Consider the following 19,098-nt stretch of genomic DNA (forward strand, 5'->3'; position numbering starts at 1 on the left):
GTATAGGCCGAAAAAGATAACCCCCATAACAAACACACCATTTCCGCACACAATTCACGCGAAAATATTGATAACGATTCTCATCCCAGACAAAACGGCGGACCAGGTACGTGAAAACCTAAGCAACCAAAAACCTGGAAAATTAAAGTGATAAAGCAAGAAATCAAATACCGACGAAAGTAAATCGATCAAAGCTACACGTTTCATCTACAAGATCAATTCACATCCCTCCAGACAAAGCATCAAGGCCCAAAGGGACCAAGCACACTCCCAAAACAGGTATCAAAAGATACGCGCCATCAGCTCATAGAAAAAACAACTGACCCAGCAGGTTGTCAAAGTAAGCGAGCCCTAACGGGCATTCCTGTGTGAGGAACCCCCATGAAGCTTTTCCAGCAACTGCTGGTGGCTCCTGCTGCCCTTGGCCTGATAGCCCCTTTGGCTGTGGTCAACAGCCCAGCCGCCCATGCCACCGAGCTGAACATCAACGGCGTTTCTGATTACGCGGCTACTGCCAGTGGCAACAGCCTTGATCAGGTCACCAGCGTCACCCAGTTCTCTGACGTCTACCCCACCGACTGGGCCTATCAGGCTCTGGCCAACCTGGTGGAGACCTACGGCTGCGTCGCCGGTTACCCCAACGGCACCTTCCGTGGCAACCGTGCCATGACCCGCTACGAAGCGGCCGCCCTGCTGAACGCTTGCCTCGACCGGATCACTGAAGTGACCGACGAGCTGCGTCGTCTGCTCAAGGAATTCGAAACCGAGCTGGCCATCCTCAAGGGTCGCGTTGACGGCCTCGAGGCCCGCGTTGGAGAACTGGAAGCAACCCAGTTCTCCACCACCACCAAGCTGAAAGGTAAGGCTGACTTCTTCACGGGCGCCGTGAAGTATGCGAATCGCGATGCGTGCAACAAGAAGGGAGGCGCCTGCGAAGACGATGGCTTTAATTTCTCCTATCGCACCACCCTGAACCTCAACACATCCTTTACCGGGAAGGATCGTCTGTACACCCGTCTAAGGTCGGGCAACATGAACAACGTCTGGACGCAAACAGACTCTTATCTGTCTGATGCCAAAAGTGGTGATAACACCTTGAAGGTGGACAAGCTCTGGTACAGCTTCCCCATCGGCAATGAGTTCAAGGTCACCGTTGGTGCACTGATCGAGAACTACTACATGATCGAGACGCCCACCCGCTACAAGCCGATCCTCAAGGCGTTCAAACTGGGCGGGTACGGTGCCGTTCTTGGTGCGAGCACCGGCCAGGGCTTTGGTGTGCAATGGCGTCAGGATGTTGATCCTGGCGATGCAGCCTTCAACATCGCAGTGAACTACGTCGCCGATGGTGGTGACGGTGCCCTGAGCGATTCAGAGAAAGGCATGTTCGGTGAAAACACCGATGCCTATCTGCTGAGCCAGCTTGGCTATGGCAACCGCAAGTGGTTCATCTCAGCGCTCTATGCGCTGAAGAACGCGCAACAAGATGATGGCGTTACGGAGGCCAAGGCGGCAATGGGGTATTCAACCCCAACTGCCAAGAATTTGGCTCACCCCTTTCATGCCGTCGGTCTGCGCGGTTACTGGTCACCAGACGACAGCGGCTTCATTCCCACCATCAGTGCGGGTCTGGACTTCGGCTGGGCAGATAGTGAGTATTACGGCAATGCCGAGGCAGTGAAAGGCTGGATGGTCGGCTTGAACTGGAAGGATGCGTTTGTCGAAGGCAACAAACTGGGGCTGGGCTTCGGGTCCTACTCCAGCTACGCCACCGAGATTCGTGATCAGCCCAATGGTGGCGACCAAAACTTCGCCATCGAGGCGTACTACGACTTCGCCGTAACCGACAATATCACCATTACACCTGCGGTGTTCTGGGTTGATGATGCCAACGGCAAAGATCAAGTTGATGGTGCCAACAAATTTGGCGGTCTGGTCAAGACCACGTTCAAATTCTGATCACCAACAACAATCAAACAAAATGGCGCCCTTTGGGGTGCTTTTTTTGCAAAAAAATAGAGGGGCCAGCGCCCCTCAATCGATCTGAATCACGGATTCACCAACAGTTCTCACCCTCACCAATGGGAACACAAACATCTTCTTGTTCAGCTTTTTTGAGAAGAGCCTCAGCCTCTTCATTCATCACACTGTCGTCATCGACAGCTTGATCCGTCGACCATTCCTTCAAGCCGCCGGCCTCCTGGGCCTGCACCACCGGTAAATCAGCTGAAGCCAGCAGCAGGGACGAAACGGCTAAAAACACAGTGACTGCAGAGGGTTTGGCCATGCTCCAACGCCAAAAAATCATTGTGATCAACGCTAGCGCCCAAGCCGCCACGAATGAGCCAGGTCAACGCATCATTTGAAACACCATCAATCTGAGAGCCGCCGGACAGCATTGGAATAGGCCTGAAAAACGAGATCAAGCTCATCCGAACGTCCATGCTTGGCCAGCAATCCGCGCGCTCCAGCATCCAGGTTGAACAACAAAAAACGATCCTCAGCGGATTTCACATAGCTTTCGATCCAGCCGACACAGGCGTAGCGCGTCCCCTGCGTTACTGGCGCAACGCAATGCAATAAGGAGCTGGGATACACAACAACCTCTCCAGCGCAACAACGAAATTCCTCACCATGCTGACCCGTCTGCAACTGCAAAACTCCGCCTTGATAGGAGGACGGCTCACTTAAAAACACGGTGAAGGACAAATCGCGCCGGCCATAACGAGAAAACGGATTATCCACATGCCATCCATATCCATCGCCAGGCGCACAGCGGGAAATCAAGACACTGTGCACCTTGCGGATCAAAGTGAAACTCTTGATCAAAGGATCTGCTTTCAATGCCTGCGACACCGAGTTCGCCACCTGAGTTGCTAAAGGAGATTCAGGATCAAGTTGATGATTCTTTTTAACAGAGGCCGCTTGCTCTCCCGCCGTGAGTCGTCCATCGAGCCAAGGCAGGTCGGCAGCACTCAGTTGCTGATGAATGGAATCAACATCAGCCGGCGAAAGCAGTGGACGCACAAGATGATCCATCCGCAATGAGTGCGAAACCTTTGCACCACCCTAGACAGTCGACCAAATGATACGAAAACATCGCACAAACTGGCTCAGTGAGATGACATCAAACACCTATGATGGTGAGATGAAGAGTAAAGCCATGTTGAAGGTTCTCGCTGGACTCTGCCTCGTTGCTCCACTGGTTGGATGCGCCGCTGTTGGTGCGCAAGAAGTGCGTGTTTATTCAGGTCGCCACTACAACACTGACCGACAGGTTTTCAAACGTTTCAGCGAGAAAACAGGGATCAAAGTTCGACTGATTGAAGCCACCGGCATCTCGCTGGTGGAACGGCTCAAACGGGAGGGAAGCAACTCCAAGGCAGACGTCATCCTCTTGGTGGATGCTGCGCGCATCAATGATGCAGCCAATGCAGGATTGCTGCAGCCGGTTCAGAGCAACACACTGAAAGCGAACATCCCGGCGCGCTATCGGGACCCATCCAACCGCTGGTTTGGCTTAACAAGACGCGTGCGCTCGATCATTGTCAACCCCAAGCTTGTTAATCCCTCCACGATCAACAACTACGACGATCTCGGCAAGCCGGAATTAAAAGGAAAGCTTTGCCTGCGCAAGCGAAAGAATGTCTACAACCAATCCCTTGTTGCTGACCAAATTGTTCTAAAGGGTCAAGCCGGAGCAACAGCCTGGGTCCGGTCAATGGTGGACAATGTCAAGCAGCCCTTCTTCTCCGGAGATACATCCCTCATTCGTGCCGTTGGCCAGGGCAAATGTGGGGTTGGCGTTGTGAATCACTACTACCTGGCACGCATGCAAGCCGGAGACAAAGGCAAGGGTGATCAGGAGCTTGCAAAGAATGTGAGATTAATCATGCCCAATCCAGCTCACGTGAACATCAGCGCAGCTGGCATTGCCACTTCAGCCCAAAACAAACGGGAAGCGGTGAAGTTGATTGAATTCCTCTCATCTCCGCAGGGAAGCCAGGCGCTTGCTGGGCCAACCCACGAATACCCACTGAAAAGTCAGGGCTCCTCAAATGTGCTGAAACAGTACGGACGGTTTACCGCCGACAACGTGCCCATCAGCGCGATCGGTGCCAACCAGAAAAAGGCGATTCAAGTGATGGCTCAGGCTGGCTGGCGCTGAGGCCAGCGAGCCATATCGTCAAAACTGAAGCGGTGAAGTTGCGATCAACTCTGGTGAGAGCTGCATCGTGACGTCACCGGACGCCATGGCCACCAGTTCCGCCTGACGCCATTTCGACATCAGGCGAGTGGTAGTCACCCGGGTTGCACCGATGAGTTCACCGAAGCGGTCGTGGGTGAGGCGAAACGGAAGTTGGAACGCATCGCGGCAACGAAACCCGAGTCGGTTCACCAGCAGCGCCATCAGGGCATGCAGCCGTTGCTCAGCCTGACCCAGATGACGAATGCGCAGGAGCTGGAGCGTCCATTCATTCACCGCATCAAGACCCAGCTCATCCGTTGAGACAGCGTCACGCCGAAATTTCAGGGCGGTGAGGGCCTCGATGCAAACGCCATCACTGCAGAGACGATCGGTGCGCAGGCGATCGCCCGACTGCAGAAACGCCAGGGTCATTCCCTCCGTTTCTTCACAGGGGCAGTACACGCGGCACACCCCTTCAATCACCTCAAGAACCGTGGCCTGATCACGCCCGGCTGGATCAATCAGCACCGTCTGCGAGCGGGGCATGCTCAACGGAGCAATCGGATTGTCCGGCAGGAAGCGGTAGGCGGACGCGGTCACGGATTATCGCGATTGAGAATTCCTCGCAACAGTACAGATCTCTTGTCGATATTGCAAGTCATTCTCAATAAGCCCACTGATTTGAGACCTTTTCTCAACTGCGGCCGACACCTGCTCGTTGGCATGCAACAGCAGGGCACGGAGCAACTGGGCATCCCCTTGAATCCGAAGCATTGGCGTGGTGACGGGCTGCCACCACGTTCAACGAGGCCTTCAACAGGGGGTTGATCCATTGCAACCGCGCGGGGTCGCTATTGATTCACGGCTCAGAACACAAATGTCGTTTTGATCAGCCCGCCCAGTTGCTGGAAGGTTGAACCATCCGGTGTGAGCTCACCCATGGGTCGCGACAGATAGAACAGCGCCGGGGTGACGCTGATGTTGTCGGTCACTTGGAACTGATACCACCACTCCCAGATGAACTGGCCATCAGCAGGGGTGTCGCCACCTCGCAGATCCGTCGCAAAAACAGGCTGGCCCACAGCCATTCCGGCATTATTCCCCGCCATCAACACATCGTTCCATTCCAGCCCAGCCCTCCAGGACTGACTGGTGCTCACCTGGCCCTTGCGCTGGGTGTCGGATTGATTGATGCCCCAACCGAGCGACAGCGAAGGAAGCCAGCCGCTCTCCAACGGCTGCCAGAAACCACCGAGGGCATAGGCGTGGGTCACGCCCTGATCACTGAAGCGATCCCTGACGAAGGGGGAGACATACACGATCAGGTCTTGACCGTTCTGAACCTTGGAATAGAGGGCAGCTACGCCCCAGTTGTCACCCTCCCAACCCAGCTGCAGGGTGCCGGTGCCCCCAGCCTCGTCGGTGGCGAAACCACCGGAACGTGTGTCGCTTGATGCACCATTGGCCGCCACATAGTTGGCCGACGCGCGGGCTCCGCTTTCCGCGGCCCAGCTGATGCCCACGCCCGCACCTTTGTTTTTGTTGTAGGCCCCCGGAGCTCCATTCACCGTGAGCACATCGAGAATCGGATCACTGGGATAGACGCTCGGCCAGATCGCGAGCATGTCTTCCTGGCCAACAATCGGGCCGGTGGTGATGGTGATCTCATCCCCCAAGGGGAAGGAATAGAAGAGTTTGTCGATCGCCACCAGATTGGGGCGATCACCCTCCTGAAACGCAGTTTCCAGGGTGGCGAGGCCCGACGGCCCTCCACTGCCGAAGACGTTGCCGTCTCCGTCGAAATTGCCGCCACGCAACACCGTGATCAATTGATCCTTGCCGGTGAAGGAGGTGGCCAACCCCAGCTGAAGGTCGTAATTGAATACGGTTCCGCCGAACTCGGCATTGCTCTCCGCACGCAGCCGGGACGCGGATCCCTTGAAGCGACTGGCTCCGAACACCCAGGTGGCCTGGCCCTTGAGTTTGGTGGTGGTGGAGAACTGGGTTGCTTCCAGTTCGCCCACGCGGGCCTCGAGGCCGTCAACGCGACCCTTGAGGATGGCCAGCTCGGTTTCGAATTCCTTGAGCAGACGACGCAGCTCGTCGGTCACTTCAGTGATCCGGTCGAGGCAAGCGTTCAGCAGGGCGGCCGCTTCATAGCGGGTCATGGCCCGGTTGCCACGGAAGCTGCCGTTGGGGTAACCGGCGACGCAGCCGTAGGTCTCCACCAGGTTGGCCAGAGCCTGATAGGCCCAGTCGGTGGGGACAACGTCGGCGAACTGGGTGACGCTGGTGACCTGATCAAGGCTGTTGCCACTGGCAGTAGCCGCGTAATCAGAAACGCCGTTGATGTTCAGCTCGGTGGCATGGGCGGCTGGGCTGTTGACCACAGCCAAAGGGGCTATCAGGCCAAGGGCAGCAGGAGCCACCAGCAGTTGCTGGAGAAACGTCATGACTGGGAAGAGATAAAAAACCCCAGAGGTGATCCCTGGGGTCAGACGCTGTGAAACGGCGTGCTCGTGATCAGTCGATCAGGGCAACCCAGGCAAAGGCCATGCCGATACCCATCCAGATGCCGGCGCCAAGCCGTTGCCCCTGGGAGCCGAGGCGCTCAACCAGAGACATGGACCAGTTGCTTACCACCAGCAGCAGCGCGCCTTGGCCAATCAGCAGGCCCAGGAAATAGGTGAACAGCGGGGTAGGTTCCGCACCAACGATGGTGCTGCCGAGCAGAAAACCGTGCAGGGCCACCAGCGGCAGCAACCAACGGGTGGAGGCCACCGTGAGGGCCATCAAACCCTCCACCACCAGGCTGAGGGAGACCATGGCCTCCGCCCAGGGAGCCACGGCATCCGGCAGGGGGATGAACTGCGACAGAACACTGCCGCCCAGGCCTGCAGCCAGCAGAGGAATCACCCAGGCGCGGGGACGTTGCAGGCCGATGAAGGCGATGGCCAGCAGAAACAGGAGATGGTCAGGACCCAGCAGCGGATGACCAACGCCACTGAGCAATCCCTGCAGGGGGGTGAGGGCAGCGCTGTCGCCCATGCCAAAGGGGTGGTGGGCGAACGCCGGACTGGCCAGGAGAAGAACCGCCAGAAGCGAAGGGCCGGCGATCTGCAGCGGCCTGCGCAGGGCCAGTGGCAAAGAATTCAAAAGTCGATCCTCGTCGGTTTGATCTGGCGGGCGTTCTGACTGACGTGGGCGGAGAGCCGACGTTTCACAGCTGCGGGACAGCGGCAGATTTTCACTGCTCTTTCCCCGTTTCCTTCAGCGGCTGTTCCCCGCTGAAACCAGCACCCCACCCTACCGGCGCCACCACAGAGCGTCAGTTCCACATCAAAAAGCCCCTGACCGGTGCACCAGCCAGGGGACGGTTGGAGAGCGTTGGGCTCAGATTTGCGATGTGGTCAAGTCAGTTGAATCAAGACCAGCCTTTGACCGATTGGGATTCGACGTAAGCAGCAACATCAGCAATATCTGCATCGCTCAGTTTTGGGCCGAAAGCAGGCATGCCGTTCTTGCCATTGGTCACCTGATACGCAATGGCTTCTTCATGGCCGTCGTTGTAGTTGGCGAGATACGCCTTGAGATCGTCCTGTTGGAGCGTGCGCTGACCGTTCACAACGTTGCCGCCTCCGATGTGGCAAGCCGCGCAAATCAACGAAAACACCTGCTCACCATGGGCCACATCTGCAGCAGAAACCATGGAAGGCGCAAACAACGCGATCAAAGCGGCAAGCGCGAGAGAAAGAAGGTAACGCGTGAAGAGGTGTTTTGACTCACGAAGCTTGGTCTTGAAGCCCCAGCAATCGATTCAAAGCACATGATTCTTAAGTTGTCTTTAGGAAAAGAAAAAGACAGGCTCTGCAGAATGGGCACAACGCATCACGGGGCATAACCAACAGTGAGATCACTCCTGATTGCCCTGATGGCAGTGGTTGTGGTGTTCCTTCATGGGACCCCAGCTTCAGCCTGTGTGGAAGGTTTGGCTTGGGGAATGCCGCTGGATCAGGTGCATGCCCATCTGGGGCCCGTTCAATCGACCGGAGATCGGGCTCAGGAGCGATTTGAAGCCCACGACGTGCTCTTGGACCGATTGCCGGTCTCCCGGGTCACCTTTGAATTGAGCCAGACCCAGGGCCTGCAATCGCTGGCCTATGAGTTCGCCATCGACGACATGACAGAGGTGCTGGCCGGATTGCGAGCCCGCCACGGCTCACCGCTCAGCACAAGCATTGAAGAGGCAGACAGCAGCGATCAGATCTGGGTCTGGAACACCGGGGAAGACCTGATCACGGCCGTGAAACGCAGGGCCAACGACGAGCAGAAATTCCTGCTCTCCTATCGCCCCAGTCGCCTGCATCCGCAGACGCTGTAGCAGGTTGGCTCACTCGGCCAGATCGGCTGCATGGAAGTTCCAGGAGTCGCCGTCCTCCAGCCAGAGCTCCCAGGTCAGACGGCGGCCGCTGCGTTTCAGTCGCAGCTGGCCACCAAAACCAGCAGGGGAGGGCTGGAAGAGCTCGGTGATGTCGTCAACAGAGGCTCCATCACGGGTGAACACCTGCTCCACCTGCTCACCCAGCCGGGCCGTCAGGTCGCTGCGCAGCTCATCAACCGTCATGCCGGCTGGCTCGAGAAATCGAGGACAAGATCGCCGACGTCATCCCGGCTGATCTGAAACCCGAAGCCTTCAACGGTGCCGGTCCACAGGCCCGCATCGAGATCCGCCTCGATCCCCTCCTGCTGCTCCACCTTGTGATCGAAGAGCAGGCCGAAGCAATGGGCGGCGACCTGCGCGGCCTGGGACGCATCCATTTCATCGAGTTCGTGAGCTTCCACCGGGCACCCATCGAGCAGTTCGGCATCGATGACGTTTCCGGACCCGACGTCCTCCACAAGAGCTTGCAAGCCAGCCAGATCGTTCATTGCCGTCGCCGTTGAAGCAACACACGCATCACCATCATCCCTGGGCCAGCGCGGTGGTGAGGGCCGTGTCCACGCTCAAGGTGCGCGATCCCAGATGCACAGGCTGCGCGATCACCGCCTGGGCCAACTCCAGTTCAAAAGGAACAAAACCGCCCTCCGGTCCCACCATCACCACAGCTTCCCCAGAAGGGGTGTCGCGCAAGGGAAGGGAGGCCCCCATCTGGGCCATCCAGCAGGGCCGTCCGGCACAAAGATCCTTGAGCTGGTCTTCGACAAAGGGTCGAAATCGCCTGTGCTGATGCACCCGGGGCGCCACCGTGTCGCTGGCGCGCTCCATCCCAGCAAGCAGCGCGTCGTGCACCTTCTCGGGTGCGAGCAAAGGCGACTGCCAATAGCTCTTTTCCACCCGGGCGCAGTTGATCAAGTGAAGGTTGGCCACGCCGTATTCGGCCACAGTGCGCAACAGACGGCGCAGCACCTTGGGCCTCGGCAAGGCCAGAACAATGTCGAACCGATGGCGGGGCGGCGGTGGCTGGTTGAGGTCAACCTCCAGCATCACGGCATCTGCATCCAGGGCACAGATGCGGCCCTGGCCCAGATCGCCATTCAGCGCACCAACCCGGATGCTGTCGCCCACCGCAGCCCGAAGCACCGAACGGATGTGATCCGCCCGGCGATCCACAAGACGAACCTTCCGTTCATCCAGCCAATCCGAACGGTTGAGAACAACGATGTTCATGGCTGGATCTCTGGGATCAACAGCACGTAGTCACCAACAGATCCGTCAGTTCAGCAGAACCATCCCCGCGGCCCAAAATTCTCAGCAGTGTTCGAACACCCCGGGGATCAACTCCCGTTGGCGGCGCGCCTGAAACTCAGCGTCGGCAGCACGCAGCGCCGCAGGATCATCTTGGAACCAGCAGCCATAGAGAAGATTCAGGATCCGATCAACATCGAGATCACGATCAGCCACGTCCTGCCAGAGGCGTTGGCTTAATTCGGCATCAGCCAGCTGAAATTGAGCCTGGGCCAGACGTCGGGCTGCGTCGAAATGGGCCTGTTGCAACTGCCGCGACGGGGAGTCGTACTGAAGCAACCGTCCCTGGATCGTTTGAAGCAAACCCATGCCATCAGCTTTGCTGCATTCAGATTGAATCCGCAGAAGCCGATCGACAATGGGTCGTCATGCTGGTTTTCAAAAAACGGGCTTAGGGTCGACAGTCTTTCCTCGCTTGTATGTCCCCCGTACGCCAGAGGCAACTTGCGGCAATCTTGCTGATCCTGGGTGCCATCGCTGCGATCCTTCTGCCCTTCATTTCAGCCACGCTGCTCACGCTCGCCCTCGGTGGAATCGCCTTTTCAGCAGGAGTGAGTCAACTGCTGAGATTGGGGCAAGACAATGCACCAGGAAAGCTTTTCCGTGTGCTCTCGGCACTGCTCTACATCGGAGGAGCAATCTTCATCCTGGTTGACCCAGTCGAAGGAGAGATCAGCCTGACCCTATTCGCCGGATTGGTGGTCTTGGTGGAAGGAATCATGGAGCTTGCAGCAGGAGCAACATCGCAGGGACCAATGGCTGGATTGGGGCTGCTCGATGGATTGCTTTCTGCAGGCATTGGCCTGCTTTTGTTACTCGAGTGGCCCAGTGACAGCGTTTGGGCATTGGGGACATTGTTCGGCATCACCCTGTTCTCATCAGCAATCAAGCTTCTGCAGAAGCCCAGCGAAGAACCGGCATGAATCGAGCATCACTGCTTCATCGGGAAAACGTCAATCTTGGCCCAGATTGATTCACACCAACAACTGATAGAGGGGCTTCAACACTGATCAAACCCCAACAGGATCCTGTCTTGCAAGGCAGCGTGATTGAGGCCTGGACGGTGCAATTGCAGGGCCGGAAGAATATCGAGCACAAGATTGTTGGCCCGGCGGGATTCAACGCAAACCCCAACGTGATCACCAACAGAACGGGCCAGACGGATCTGATCCATCACCAGCTGCAACTGGAACATCTGCTGGTCGAGGCTTCTGGCATGGGCAGCCCCGTTGAGGCTGCAGCCCAGCAGCACGCTCAACCACCAACCCTGTGATCGCATCGGCATCACACCACCAGAAGGCATCCCCTCCTCAACGTCCCATGCCGCCTCCCCCTGGGGTGAGTATGCGAATGGCCTCGCCCGCCTGGAGCTCCAGCTGCACGGCACCGGGCAGGGGATGGGCCACCCCCTCACGGTCCAGCCGCAGGTTCTCGCCACAGGCACCACTGGCCCCACCGTTGAGACCGAACGGGGCCACCTTCCGCGAGCCACTGATCAGCGACACACTCATCGGCTCGAGGAAGCGGATCGTGCGCTCCAAGCCGTCGCCCCCGGGCCACAAGCCCTGGCCGCCACTGCCGGAGCGCACCGCGAAGGATTCCAAGCGCACCGGATAACGGCTCTCCAGCACCTCGGGGTCCGTCAGCCGCGAGTTGGTCATGTGCGACTGCAGCCCCACCGATCCGGCAAAGCCCTCACCGGCGCCGCCACCACCGGCCACCGTTTCGTAGTACTGGCAGCGGCCATTGCCGAAGCTGACGTTGTTCATCGTTCCCTGGCCGGCCGCCTGGGCGCCGAAAGCCGCGAACAGCAGATTGCAGAGGGCCTGAGACACCTCCACGTTGCCGGCCACCACAGCGGCGGGGGTCCGCGGATTCAACAGACAGCCCTCCGGCACCACCAGATCGAGTGGCGCGAAACAGCCCTCGTTCAAGGGGATATCGCTGTCGAGGAGACAACGGATCACGTACAGCACAGCCGCCCGGGTCACCGCCAGGGGGGCGTTGAAATTGCCCGGCCGTTGGGGCGATGTTCCGCTGAAATCCAAACGCAACCGTTGGCGGTTGGGATCAAGGTTCACCTGCACCACCAGACAGGAACCGTCATCCAGGGCCAGCTGATGCCGGGCGTCCGTCAGGCGCAACAGCAGCCGCTGAACACTGCGGGCTGCGTCCTGCTGCAGCAGGGTCATCTGCCGTTGCACCAGGGTCTGCCCCTCCCGCTCCACGAGGGATTGCAGCGCCAAAATCCCCGCCTGATTGGCCGCCACCTGCGCCTGCAGATCGGCCAGCAGTTCCGGAGGGTTGCGGGGCGGTGTCGCCATGCCGCTCCACACCGCTTTCAGATCAGCGGCGAGAACCCTGCCCTGGCGCACGAACAGCTGGTTGCGCAGCAGCAGGCCCTCATCGGCAATGGTGCGACTGAAGGACGGCATCGATCCGGGAGCGATGCCACCCACATCGGCGTGATGGCCCCGGCTGGCCACAAAGAAGCTGGGCTGATCCCCGTTGCAGAAGACCGGCGAAATAGCGGTGATGTCGGGCAGGTGGGTGCCGCCATGGAAAGGGTCGTTGCTGAGCAGCGTGTCGCCGGGCTGCAGCGGTGCGACATCACCAATCGCCACCTGGGCCAGCAGGTCGCGGACGCTGTCGCCCATCGATCCGAGGTGCACCGGAATGTGGGGGGCATTGGCCACCAGGGCCCCCGTGGCATCGAACAACGCGCAGGAGAAATCCAGGCGCTCGCGGATGTTCACGGAGCGACTGCTCTGCCGCAGCTGTTCCCCCATCTGTTCAGCGATCGCCATGAAGCGGTGGCGAAACAGTTCCGCCTGCAACGGGTCGTGGGCACCGGCCTGGGCCAGCAGCGGTGATGCGTCTGCGGGATGCGAGCGCTCCAGCAACAACGTGCCCCCCTCCGCCACCCGGGCCTGCCAGCCCGGCTCCAGCACCGTGCAGCCCGTGGCTTCGGCGATCAGGGCCGGCCCTGCAAGCCGCTGATTCAGCCGCAGGGCACTGCGGTTGAGCAACGGCACCTGCGTCCAGCCGGTCGACTCCAGGTGCATCGACACCTGCGGCGATGGCTGCACCTCTGGCGTTGGTTCGGCCTTCTCAGCTGCGGCTGTTGCTGTAGCTGTGGCTGTGGCTGTGGCGTCGAACTGTTGGGGAGCTGTGACCTCAACATTGAGCTGTTCGACGATCAAGGCCTGATCGGCATCAATGCAGTAGCCGTAGCGTTGCTGATGGCTCGCCTGGAAGGACGAGATCACGGCATCAACGCCTTGCTCAGCGGACCAAGGGAGCACCAGGGTCTGCTCGGCAGAGGGATAACGCAGGGCGAGGCTGACCCAGACCTCCGGCTCCCCCGCCTCGGCATCAGCACCATCCCCCTGGCGATGCAAGGTCTCCTGCGCTTCTGCCATCAGCCGCCCCACCTGATCCGGCAGGGCCGCCAACAACTCGGGCGAGAGGGCAGTGCCGAGATGCACCTGCCGCCGGCAGCGCTGGCGGGCCTGACCCATGCCGAAGGCGGAGAGAACGCCGGCCATGGGATGCAACAGCACTGTGTTCAGCCCCAGTTCATCCGCCAGGCGACAGGCGTGCTGACCACCAGCCCCTCCATAGGCCACCAACATCCCGCCGCGAATGTCCTCACCGCGATGCAGCGACACCCGGCGGATCGCAGCAGCCATGGTTTCCACCGCCAGTTGCAACGCCCCGGATGCCACCCGCTCCGGGGTCTGCCCCAGCGCTGCCGCGAGCTCGGCGAAGCGATGCCGCACCACCTCCACATCCGGTGGCAGATCCCCGGACGGGCCGAACACCGCTGGGAAGCGGTCCACCTGCAGACGCCCCAGCAGCAGGTTGGCGTCGGTGATGGTGAGCGGTCCGCCGGCGCGATAACAAGCCGGGCCCGGTTGTGCTCCGGCGGAGTGGGGCCCCACCCGCAACCGCTCCCCCTGGAGCTCCAGCACCGATCCGCCACCGGCCGCAACGGTTTCAATCGGCAGACGTGGGGCCAGCAACTGCAGGCCGGCGATCTCGGTCTGCTCCTTCACTTGCCGCAGGGCCTGCGCATCGGCGCAAGCCACGCAGAACACATCCGTCGACGTGCCCCCCATGTCGAAGCCGAGCACCGTCACCCCGTCAAAGCCGGCCATCCGCGCCGCGGCGATCGCCCCAACCATCCCCGCCGCCGGCCCAGAAAGGATGGTGTCTTTGGCCTGCAGCCTGTCTGGAGCCTGCAACGCTCCACTGGAGGTCATCACCCGCAGGGGCGTGGCGGCACCGAGCGCCCCTTGCACCTGTTGCAGGTAGCCATCCAGCACCGGATGCACGGCCCCCTCCACCAAGGCCGTCTGCCCCCGCGGCACCAGGCGGGGCATCACACTCACCTGGTGGGAGCAGACCACGGTGCGAAAGCCAAGTTCCCGCAGCAATGCAGCACAGCGCTGCTCATGGGCTGGGTTGCGCTGGGCATGCAACAACGCCACCACGGCGACGTCCAGGCCGGAACGGCGCAGCTCCTCAAGCCGCCGCCGCAGCGGCTGATCCAGCACCAGGGGCTCCACCTCCTCACCCCGAGCATCGAGCCGACCGGTCAGCTCCAGCACCATTTGCGCCAGGAAGGGGCGCTGGGGCTGCTCAAGCGCGAACAGATCGTCGCGATGTTGATCGCCGATCCACAGCTGATCCCTCAGCCCGGCGTTGGTGAGCAACAACAAAGGAGCGCCAGCCCCCTCCAGCAGCGCATTGGTGGCCACGGTGGTGCCGAGACGCACGTCGTCGACGTCCCCCAGATCCACGGGCGGTGAAGCCGACGCCAACATCGCTTCCATGGCCGACACCGCAGGGTCTCCAACACCAGCCTGCTCCGAGAGCACCTTGCGCACGTGCAGCTGGCCTTCTGGATCGCGACCGATCAGATCGGTGAAGGTGCCACCGCGATCAATCCAGAAGCACCACCCCATCTCAGGCCCTGGCCTACGTCGTCCCAGCCTGCCGCGCAGGCCGATCAACAAACCATGTCGACGCCCCCCGATGGGCGAGCTGAACTGAGAACGTTGAGAAGCAACTGCCGCCCGAACGCTTGGACAAGCTCGCCACGGCCTGGGCGATCTTTCAGGGGTTACTGCTGGAAGCCGTTCCGTTTCTGCTGCTCGGCGTTGCCATCGCAGGGCTGGCCCGATGGGCCGTGCCACCGGGTGCCTGGATCGAACGGCTCCCCAAGAACCCCGTGCTGGCACCGATCATCGGGGCCCTGATGGGTTTTGCCCTTCCGGCCTGCGAATGCGGCAACGTCCCCGTCGCTCGCCGTCTGCTGGCCAGCGGTGCACCGATGGGCACGGCCTTCGGCTTTCTGTTTGCAGCTCCGGTGCTGAATCCCATCGTGCTGGCCAGCACCTGGGCCGCGTTTCCCGATCAGCCCTGGCTGCTGGTGGCCCGGCCATTGGGGGCCTTTCTGCTGTCGATCCTGCTGAGTTTGTTGCTGGTGCAACTGCCCGAGACGCAGCTTCTTGCAACGGCGCTGCTGGAGGAACGCCGCATGAGCCAGCCCCTCAGCAACCTGGGGCTGCTGCAGCGCAGCAGTGGTGTGATCGGCGGATCACCCAGCCCGCCCCGATCCATGAACGGCAGGCGCCTCAAGGCCTGGCAGGTGCTGGACCAGAGCTGCCGCGAATTTCTCGATCTGCTGGCTCTGCTGGTGCTGGGGTGCGTGATTGCGGCCCTGGTGCAGACCTGGCTGCCGCGCAGTTGGCTGTTGGCCGTGGGGGGCGCGCCGACGGCATCAATCCTGGCCTTGATGCTGCTGGCCGTGGTGGTGTCGGTCTGCTCCAGCGTGGATGCCTTTCTTGCCCTGGGGTTTGCCGCTCAGATCACTCCAGGAGCCCTGCTGGCCTTCCTCTTGCTGGGGCCCGTTGTGGACCTAAAACTCGCGGGCCTGTTCACCGTGCTGATGCGGCCAAGGGCAATCCTGATCACGGCGATCGGTGCCAGTCTTGGCGTGCTGCTGATCGGTCAGTGGATCAACCTGTGGCTGCTGTGAGGGGCCGGTTGTGCTGAAGCGCGGAACCCTGCTGCTGCTCTGGGGCCTGACGCTGTTGTGGAGCTTCCACAGCGGACGCCTCGATCTGCTGCTTCGCGGGGTCTTCCATGGCCTGGTGGGAGTCACCGGCCTGGTCTTGCTGATGCTGGGCGTGGCCGTTCTGCTGAAAAAAGAGAAGCAAAACGAACGCTGGCGCTGGCCCTGGCTGCTCAGCGGCGTGATGGCTGCGCTGGTGCTGGTTCTTCCGCCGAGTCCCTCCTTCAGCGATCTGGCCAGCAACCGCCCCCAGGGCCTGCCCGATCCACCGGAGTTGGCCTTTGTTCTGCCCCCCGAACAACGCAGCCTCACGGAATGGGTGCGCTTGCTGCGCAGCCAGCCCGATCCCGACCTTGTGGCCGGCAATCCTGTACGCATCAGCGGTTTTGTCTGGAGGCAACCCCAGGGCCCACCGCTGATCGCCCGGCTCACGGTGCGCTGTTGCCTGGCCGATGCCACACCCGCTGGCCTGGCCGTGGAGTGGCCGGAGTCGTTCATCCCTCAAACCAACCAGTGGTTGGCCATCGAGGGAACGATGAGCGTGCAGACGCGGAAGGAACGGCGCATCCCCGTCGTGATTCCCCAAAACATCACGCCGATTGCCAGGCCCGAACGGCCCCTGGAACCATGACGCGGCGGCCCTTGCTGCTGATGCTGATGGCCTGCGCCGCTGTTCTGGCGCAGCAACAGCTGCTATTGCGACAGCCTCCGCGGCTGCTGCGCCTGGTGCCCCAGCAGGTGCAAAGCGGCAGCGCAGCCCTGGATCTGCAGTTCAGTCGCCCGATGAATCGGCCCCGGGTCAGCGAGGCCACCCGAATCACTCCGGCCGTGCCCCAGCAATGGCTGGGGGAGACGACAGCACTGCGGATGGTGATCGATGCGGATGTCGTGCTCAAGGCTCCGCTCGAGCTATCGGTCGCAGGGGACGACCAACGCGGGCTGCGGCTGGAACAGCAGCAATGGTGGTGGGACCCGAGACCCTGGCTGATCGCAACACGTCCCGTGCAGGGGGGTGAGCAGGTTCAACTGCAGACGCGATCAGGAGCATGGATACCGATCAGTCGGGTCTGGCCCGCCATCCCGAGCGTCGTCCCCCTCGGAAATGGCCGGGGTATCGCCCTGGTGGGACGCGATCAGAGCGGCACCGAACAGGTGTGGTGGGATCAACTGACGCCCCGCAGCACCGCCAACCGCCGGGCGGCCTTGGGGCCACCAACGCTGAGCCGTACGGAACCCCTGCTGAAAGGGGAGGTGCTCTTCGCTCATCTCAGCAGCAATCTCAATGGGGATCTGCTGGTGCAGAGCGGTGGGTTCCAGCCGGGCAGTGACCAAGCCCTGTTGCTGCAGGCCGATGGCAAACGCAAGGATCTAGCCCTGAAACCCTCCGGGCCGATGCAGTTGCTTCCGGCTGGAGGGGGGGTGGTGATGCCCACCAGCAACGGCCTAAGCCTCCGCCCCCTGCAGGCAACCGAGCAAAAGCCGCAGATGCTTCCGGGCAGCCGGGAACTGGGGGCCTTCTGCGGTGCCTCAGGACGGGCCGTGCTGATCCGGCACTGGCCGGATTACAGGCGCTCGATCGAGCTGGTGGTTCCAGGGCAGGCACCGAAGCAACTGCACCTCGGTGATCAGGCGGTACTGGGGGTGGCCTGCGACAACCGCGGCAAACGAATCTGGGCTGTGCTGGGGCGCTGGGAGCAGCAACGGGGCAATCACGAACTGGTGCTGATCAGCGACGCGGGAGAGGTGACACAACGCAGGGTCCTGGAGCCATGGACGCTCAAGGCGGGCAGCCCCATCCAGTGGAACCCGGTGACCAACCAGCTTTTGATGACGCTGACGCGAGCGAAGCAAACCCATGCCCGTGCCGGCCTGATCGATGGCGACAGCTTGAAGATCATCAAGGTGATCAACACACCCATCAGCGAAGCCCAGTGGCTGAATGCGGGCTGAACGACAAAAGCTGAGCAACAAAAAAGGAGGGCAAAGCTGCCCTCCTGATCAAACAAAGTTCAATCGATTGTTGAGGCTTAGAAGGTGAACGTCACGCCAGTGCCGACATGGTGCTGCCAACCTTCACCCCAGCCCGATGCATCTTCCCAGCTGTAAACATGCTGCCAGTGCAGAAACAGCGTGGCATCACCAACCGGCACCGAAAGTTCGATTTCACCGGCGTAATCTGTACGCGAATCCAATCCTGCATAGCTGCCTGGAACATAAAAGCGAGGACCAGCCTCAATCATCAAGGAGATTTCATCACCACCGAATGTGAAACCCAGACCCACACGAGGATCGGTGTAGTTGCCCACATACATCCCATCGGATTCCCAACCCTGACGGTGATCCACGGACAGATAAACACCATTCACCAGATCCTCGATACCATCGCCAAGGGCGAAATTCACATCTCCATCACCCAAAGCCCAGATCGCCTTCGCTCCGAGCTCATTCTTCAAGCCCTGAATGTCCTCACCCTGGTCTTTGGTGACGTAATAGGGGTTCCAGGACAGCTCAAAACTTAAGCGGTCATTCGGTGCATAACGGGCCTGAAGGAAGCCCTTGATATCGGTGCGCTTGAAGTCTGTGTCGTGACTGTGGTCATGACCGTGATCATGTCCTTCGTGATCATCATGATCGTCTTCGTGATCATCATGATCGTCTTCGCGATCATCATGATCGTCTTCGTGATCATGATCGCCATGATCTTCTTCATGATCATGATCGTCATGTTCTTCTTCATGGTCATCGTCGTGATCATCAACGTGAACCTTGCCGTAAAAGTGTTCTGCTTCTCCCCAAACCAAAGCAGGCCCAATTGCAGCTTCGATCGCAAAAGAACCGCCATTTGCGAGGCCCCACTCAAAGACGCCACCAAACATGCCATCGATGGCGTAGTGCTTGGGATCACCCTCAAGGTTGGTGTCAAATCCACCATGGCCTTCGATGGTGATGATGGGCGTGAAATCGAATTCACCGGCCTCGAGAGACTCTCCACCACCATGGGAGCCATGGGCCTCGGCAGGCGAAATGGAGGCGAACGGGCTCAACAGAAGAGCCAGCAGGGCAAGGCGTGAACGGGACATG

Annotated in this window: 20 protein-coding genes and 1 riboswitch; of the genes, 7 read left to right on the top strand and 13 right to left on the bottom strand. The window is 60.3% G+C overall.

Translation table 11 applies throughout. From position 1 onward, the window contains the following. Positions 1-381: 381 nt before the first annotated feature. Complete coding sequence (locus SynA1544_RS08615; protein ID WP_186513018.1) at positions 382-1,959, top strand: iron uptake porin; 1,578 nt, start codon at positions 382-384, stop codon at positions 1,957-1,959. 97 nt (positions 1,960-2,056) lie between these two features. Here the strand turns inward: SynA1544_RS08615 and SynA1544_RS08620 are convergent, their stop codons facing one another. Further along, positions 2,057-2,338 carry a hypothetical protein gene (locus SynA1544_RS08620; protein ID WP_370594061.1) on the bottom strand — a complete coding sequence of 94 codons (282 nt, stop codon included), beginning with the start codon at positions 2,336-2,338 and terminating at the stop codon, positions 2,057-2,059. Between the two features lie 35 nt (positions 2,339-2,373). Next, a complete protein-coding gene (locus SynA1544_RS08625; protein ID WP_186513020.1) occupies positions 2,374-3,039 on the bottom strand; it encodes a Fe2+-dependent dioxygenase in 666 nt (221 codons plus the stop codon). Between the two features lie 82 nt (positions 3,040-3,121). Here SynA1544_RS08625 and SynA1544_RS08630 point away from each other — a divergent pair, with 82 nt between their 5' ends. Further along, positions 3,122-4,168, top strand: a complete 1,047-nt coding sequence (locus tag SynA1544_RS08630; RefSeq protein WP_255477539.1) for an extracellular solute-binding protein — start codon at positions 3,122-3,124, stop codon at positions 4,166-4,168. An 18-nt stretch (positions 4,169-4,186) separates the two neighbouring features. Here the strand turns inward: SynA1544_RS08630 and SynA1544_RS08635 are convergent, their stop codons facing one another. From SynA1544_RS08635 to SynA1544_RS08650, 4 genes are all read right to left on the bottom strand, one after another. Beyond that, complete coding sequence (locus SynA1544_RS08635; protein ID WP_186515517.1) at positions 4,187-4,735, bottom strand: Crp/Fnr family transcriptional regulator; 549 nt, start codon at positions 4,733-4,735, stop codon at positions 4,187-4,189. Positions 4,736-5,055: 320 nt separating this feature from the next. Then, on the bottom strand, positions 5,056-6,642 hold the full coding sequence (locus SynA1544_RS08640; RefSeq protein WP_186513022.1) for an iron uptake porin: 1,587 nt from the start codon (positions 6,640-6,642) through the stop codon (positions 5,056-5,058). 70 nt (positions 6,643-6,712) lie between these two features. Further along, positions 6,713-7,345: a HupE/UreJ family protein gene (locus SynA1544_RS08645; RefSeq protein ID WP_255477540.1), complete on the bottom strand. Its 633-nt coding sequence runs from the start codon at positions 7,343-7,345 to the stop codon at positions 6,713-6,715. A gap of 7 nt (positions 7,346-7,352) precedes the next feature. Continuing rightward, positions 7,353-7,502, bottom strand: a riboswitch (cobalamin riboswitch). A 111-nt stretch (positions 7,503-7,613) separates the two neighbouring features. After that, positions 7,614-7,898, bottom strand: coding sequence for a c-type cytochrome (locus SynA1544_RS08650; protein ID WP_186513024.1), 285 nt, complete (start codon positions 7,896-7,898; stop codon positions 7,614-7,616). 222 nt (positions 7,899-8,120) lie between these two features. Between SynA1544_RS08650 and SynA1544_RS08655 the strand changes: the two genes are divergently transcribed. After that, positions 8,121-8,570, top strand: a complete 450-nt coding sequence (locus SynA1544_RS08655; RefSeq protein ID WP_186513025.1) for a hypothetical protein — start codon at positions 8,121-8,123, stop codon at positions 8,568-8,570. 9 nt (positions 8,571-8,579) lie between these two features. Here SynA1544_RS08655 and SynA1544_RS08660 read toward each other — a convergent pair whose 3' ends face one another. From SynA1544_RS08660 to SynA1544_RS08675, 4 genes are all read right to left on the bottom strand, one after another. After that, on the bottom strand, positions 8,580-8,813 hold the full coding sequence (locus SynA1544_RS08660) for a hypothetical protein (protein WP_186513027.1): 234 nt from the start codon (positions 8,811-8,813) through the stop codon (positions 8,580-8,582). Beyond that, positions 8,810-9,118, bottom strand: a complete 309-nt coding sequence (locus SynA1544_RS08665) for a hypothetical protein (RefSeq protein ID WP_186513029.1) — start codon at positions 9,116-9,118, stop codon at positions 8,810-8,812. Before SynA1544_RS08665 ends, SynA1544_RS08660 begins: the two co-directional genes overlap by 4 nt. Before the next feature lie 34 nt (positions 9,119-9,152). Next, entirely contained in the window at positions 9,153-9,857 is a 705-nt protein-coding gene (locus SynA1544_RS08670; protein WP_186513031.1) for a 16S rRNA (uracil(1498)-N(3))-methyltransferase, read from the bottom strand. Between the two features lie 81 nt (positions 9,858-9,938). Continuing rightward, a complete protein-coding gene (locus SynA1544_RS08675) occupies positions 9,939-10,244 on the bottom strand; it encodes a hypothetical protein (protein WP_186513033.1) in 306 nt (101 codons plus the stop codon). Between the two features lie 110 nt (positions 10,245-10,354). On the opposite strand from SynA1544_RS08675, the gene SynA1544_RS08680 reads away from it, so the two are divergent. Beyond that, a complete protein-coding gene (locus SynA1544_RS08680) occupies positions 10,355-10,858 on the top strand; it encodes an HdeD family acid-resistance protein (protein ID WP_186513035.1) in 504 nt (167 codons plus the stop codon). 77 nt (positions 10,859-10,935) lie between these two features. Here the strand turns inward: SynA1544_RS08680 and SynA1544_RS08685 are convergent, their stop codons facing one another. Further along, on the bottom strand, positions 10,936-11,220 hold the full coding sequence (locus SynA1544_RS08685; protein WP_255477541.1) for a hypothetical protein: 285 nt from the start codon (positions 11,218-11,220) through the stop codon (positions 10,936-10,938). A gap of 25 nt (positions 11,221-11,245) precedes the next feature. Further along, positions 11,246-14,905 carry a hydantoinase B/oxoprolinase family protein gene (locus SynA1544_RS08690; protein WP_186513039.1) on the bottom strand — a complete coding sequence of 1,220 codons (3,660 nt, stop codon included), beginning with the start codon at positions 14,903-14,905 and terminating at the stop codon, positions 11,246-11,248. Positions 14,906-15,024: 119 nt separating this feature from the next. Here SynA1544_RS08690 and SynA1544_RS08695 point away from each other — a divergent pair, with 119 nt between their 5' ends. Genes SynA1544_RS08695 through SynA1544_RS08705 form a run of 3 tightly spaced genes read left to right on the top strand, consistent with a single transcriptional unit; the run spans position 15,025 to position 17,967 of the window. Beyond that, positions 15,025-15,981: a permease gene (locus SynA1544_RS08695; RefSeq protein ID WP_114987790.1), complete on the top strand. Its 957-nt coding sequence runs from the start codon at positions 15,025-15,027 to the stop codon at positions 15,979-15,981. A gap of 13 nt (positions 15,982-15,994) precedes the next feature. Further along, positions 15,995-16,648: a TIGR03943 family protein gene (locus SynA1544_RS08700; RefSeq protein WP_186515519.1), complete on the top strand. Its 654-nt coding sequence runs from the start codon at positions 15,995-15,997 to the stop codon at positions 16,646-16,648. Next, entirely contained in the window at positions 16,645-17,967 is a 1,323-nt protein-coding gene (locus tag SynA1544_RS08705; protein WP_186513041.1) for a hypothetical protein, read from the top strand. Before SynA1544_RS08700 ends, SynA1544_RS08705 begins: the two co-directional genes overlap by 4 nt. Positions 17,968-18,044: 77 nt before the next feature. Here SynA1544_RS08705 and SynA1544_RS08710 read toward each other — a convergent pair whose 3' ends face one another. Then, on the bottom strand, positions 18,045-19,097 hold the full coding sequence (locus tag SynA1544_RS08710; RefSeq protein WP_186513043.1) for a hypothetical protein: 1,053 nt from the start codon (positions 19,095-19,097) through the stop codon (positions 18,045-18,047). Position 19,098: the final 1 nt, after the last annotated feature.

Origin of the sequence: Synechococcus sp. A15-44 (assembly GCF_014280115.1) — a bacterium.
In the GTDB taxonomy this organism is placed as follows: domain Bacteria; phylum Cyanobacteriota; class Cyanobacteriia; order PCC-6307; family Cyanobiaceae; genus Parasynechococcus.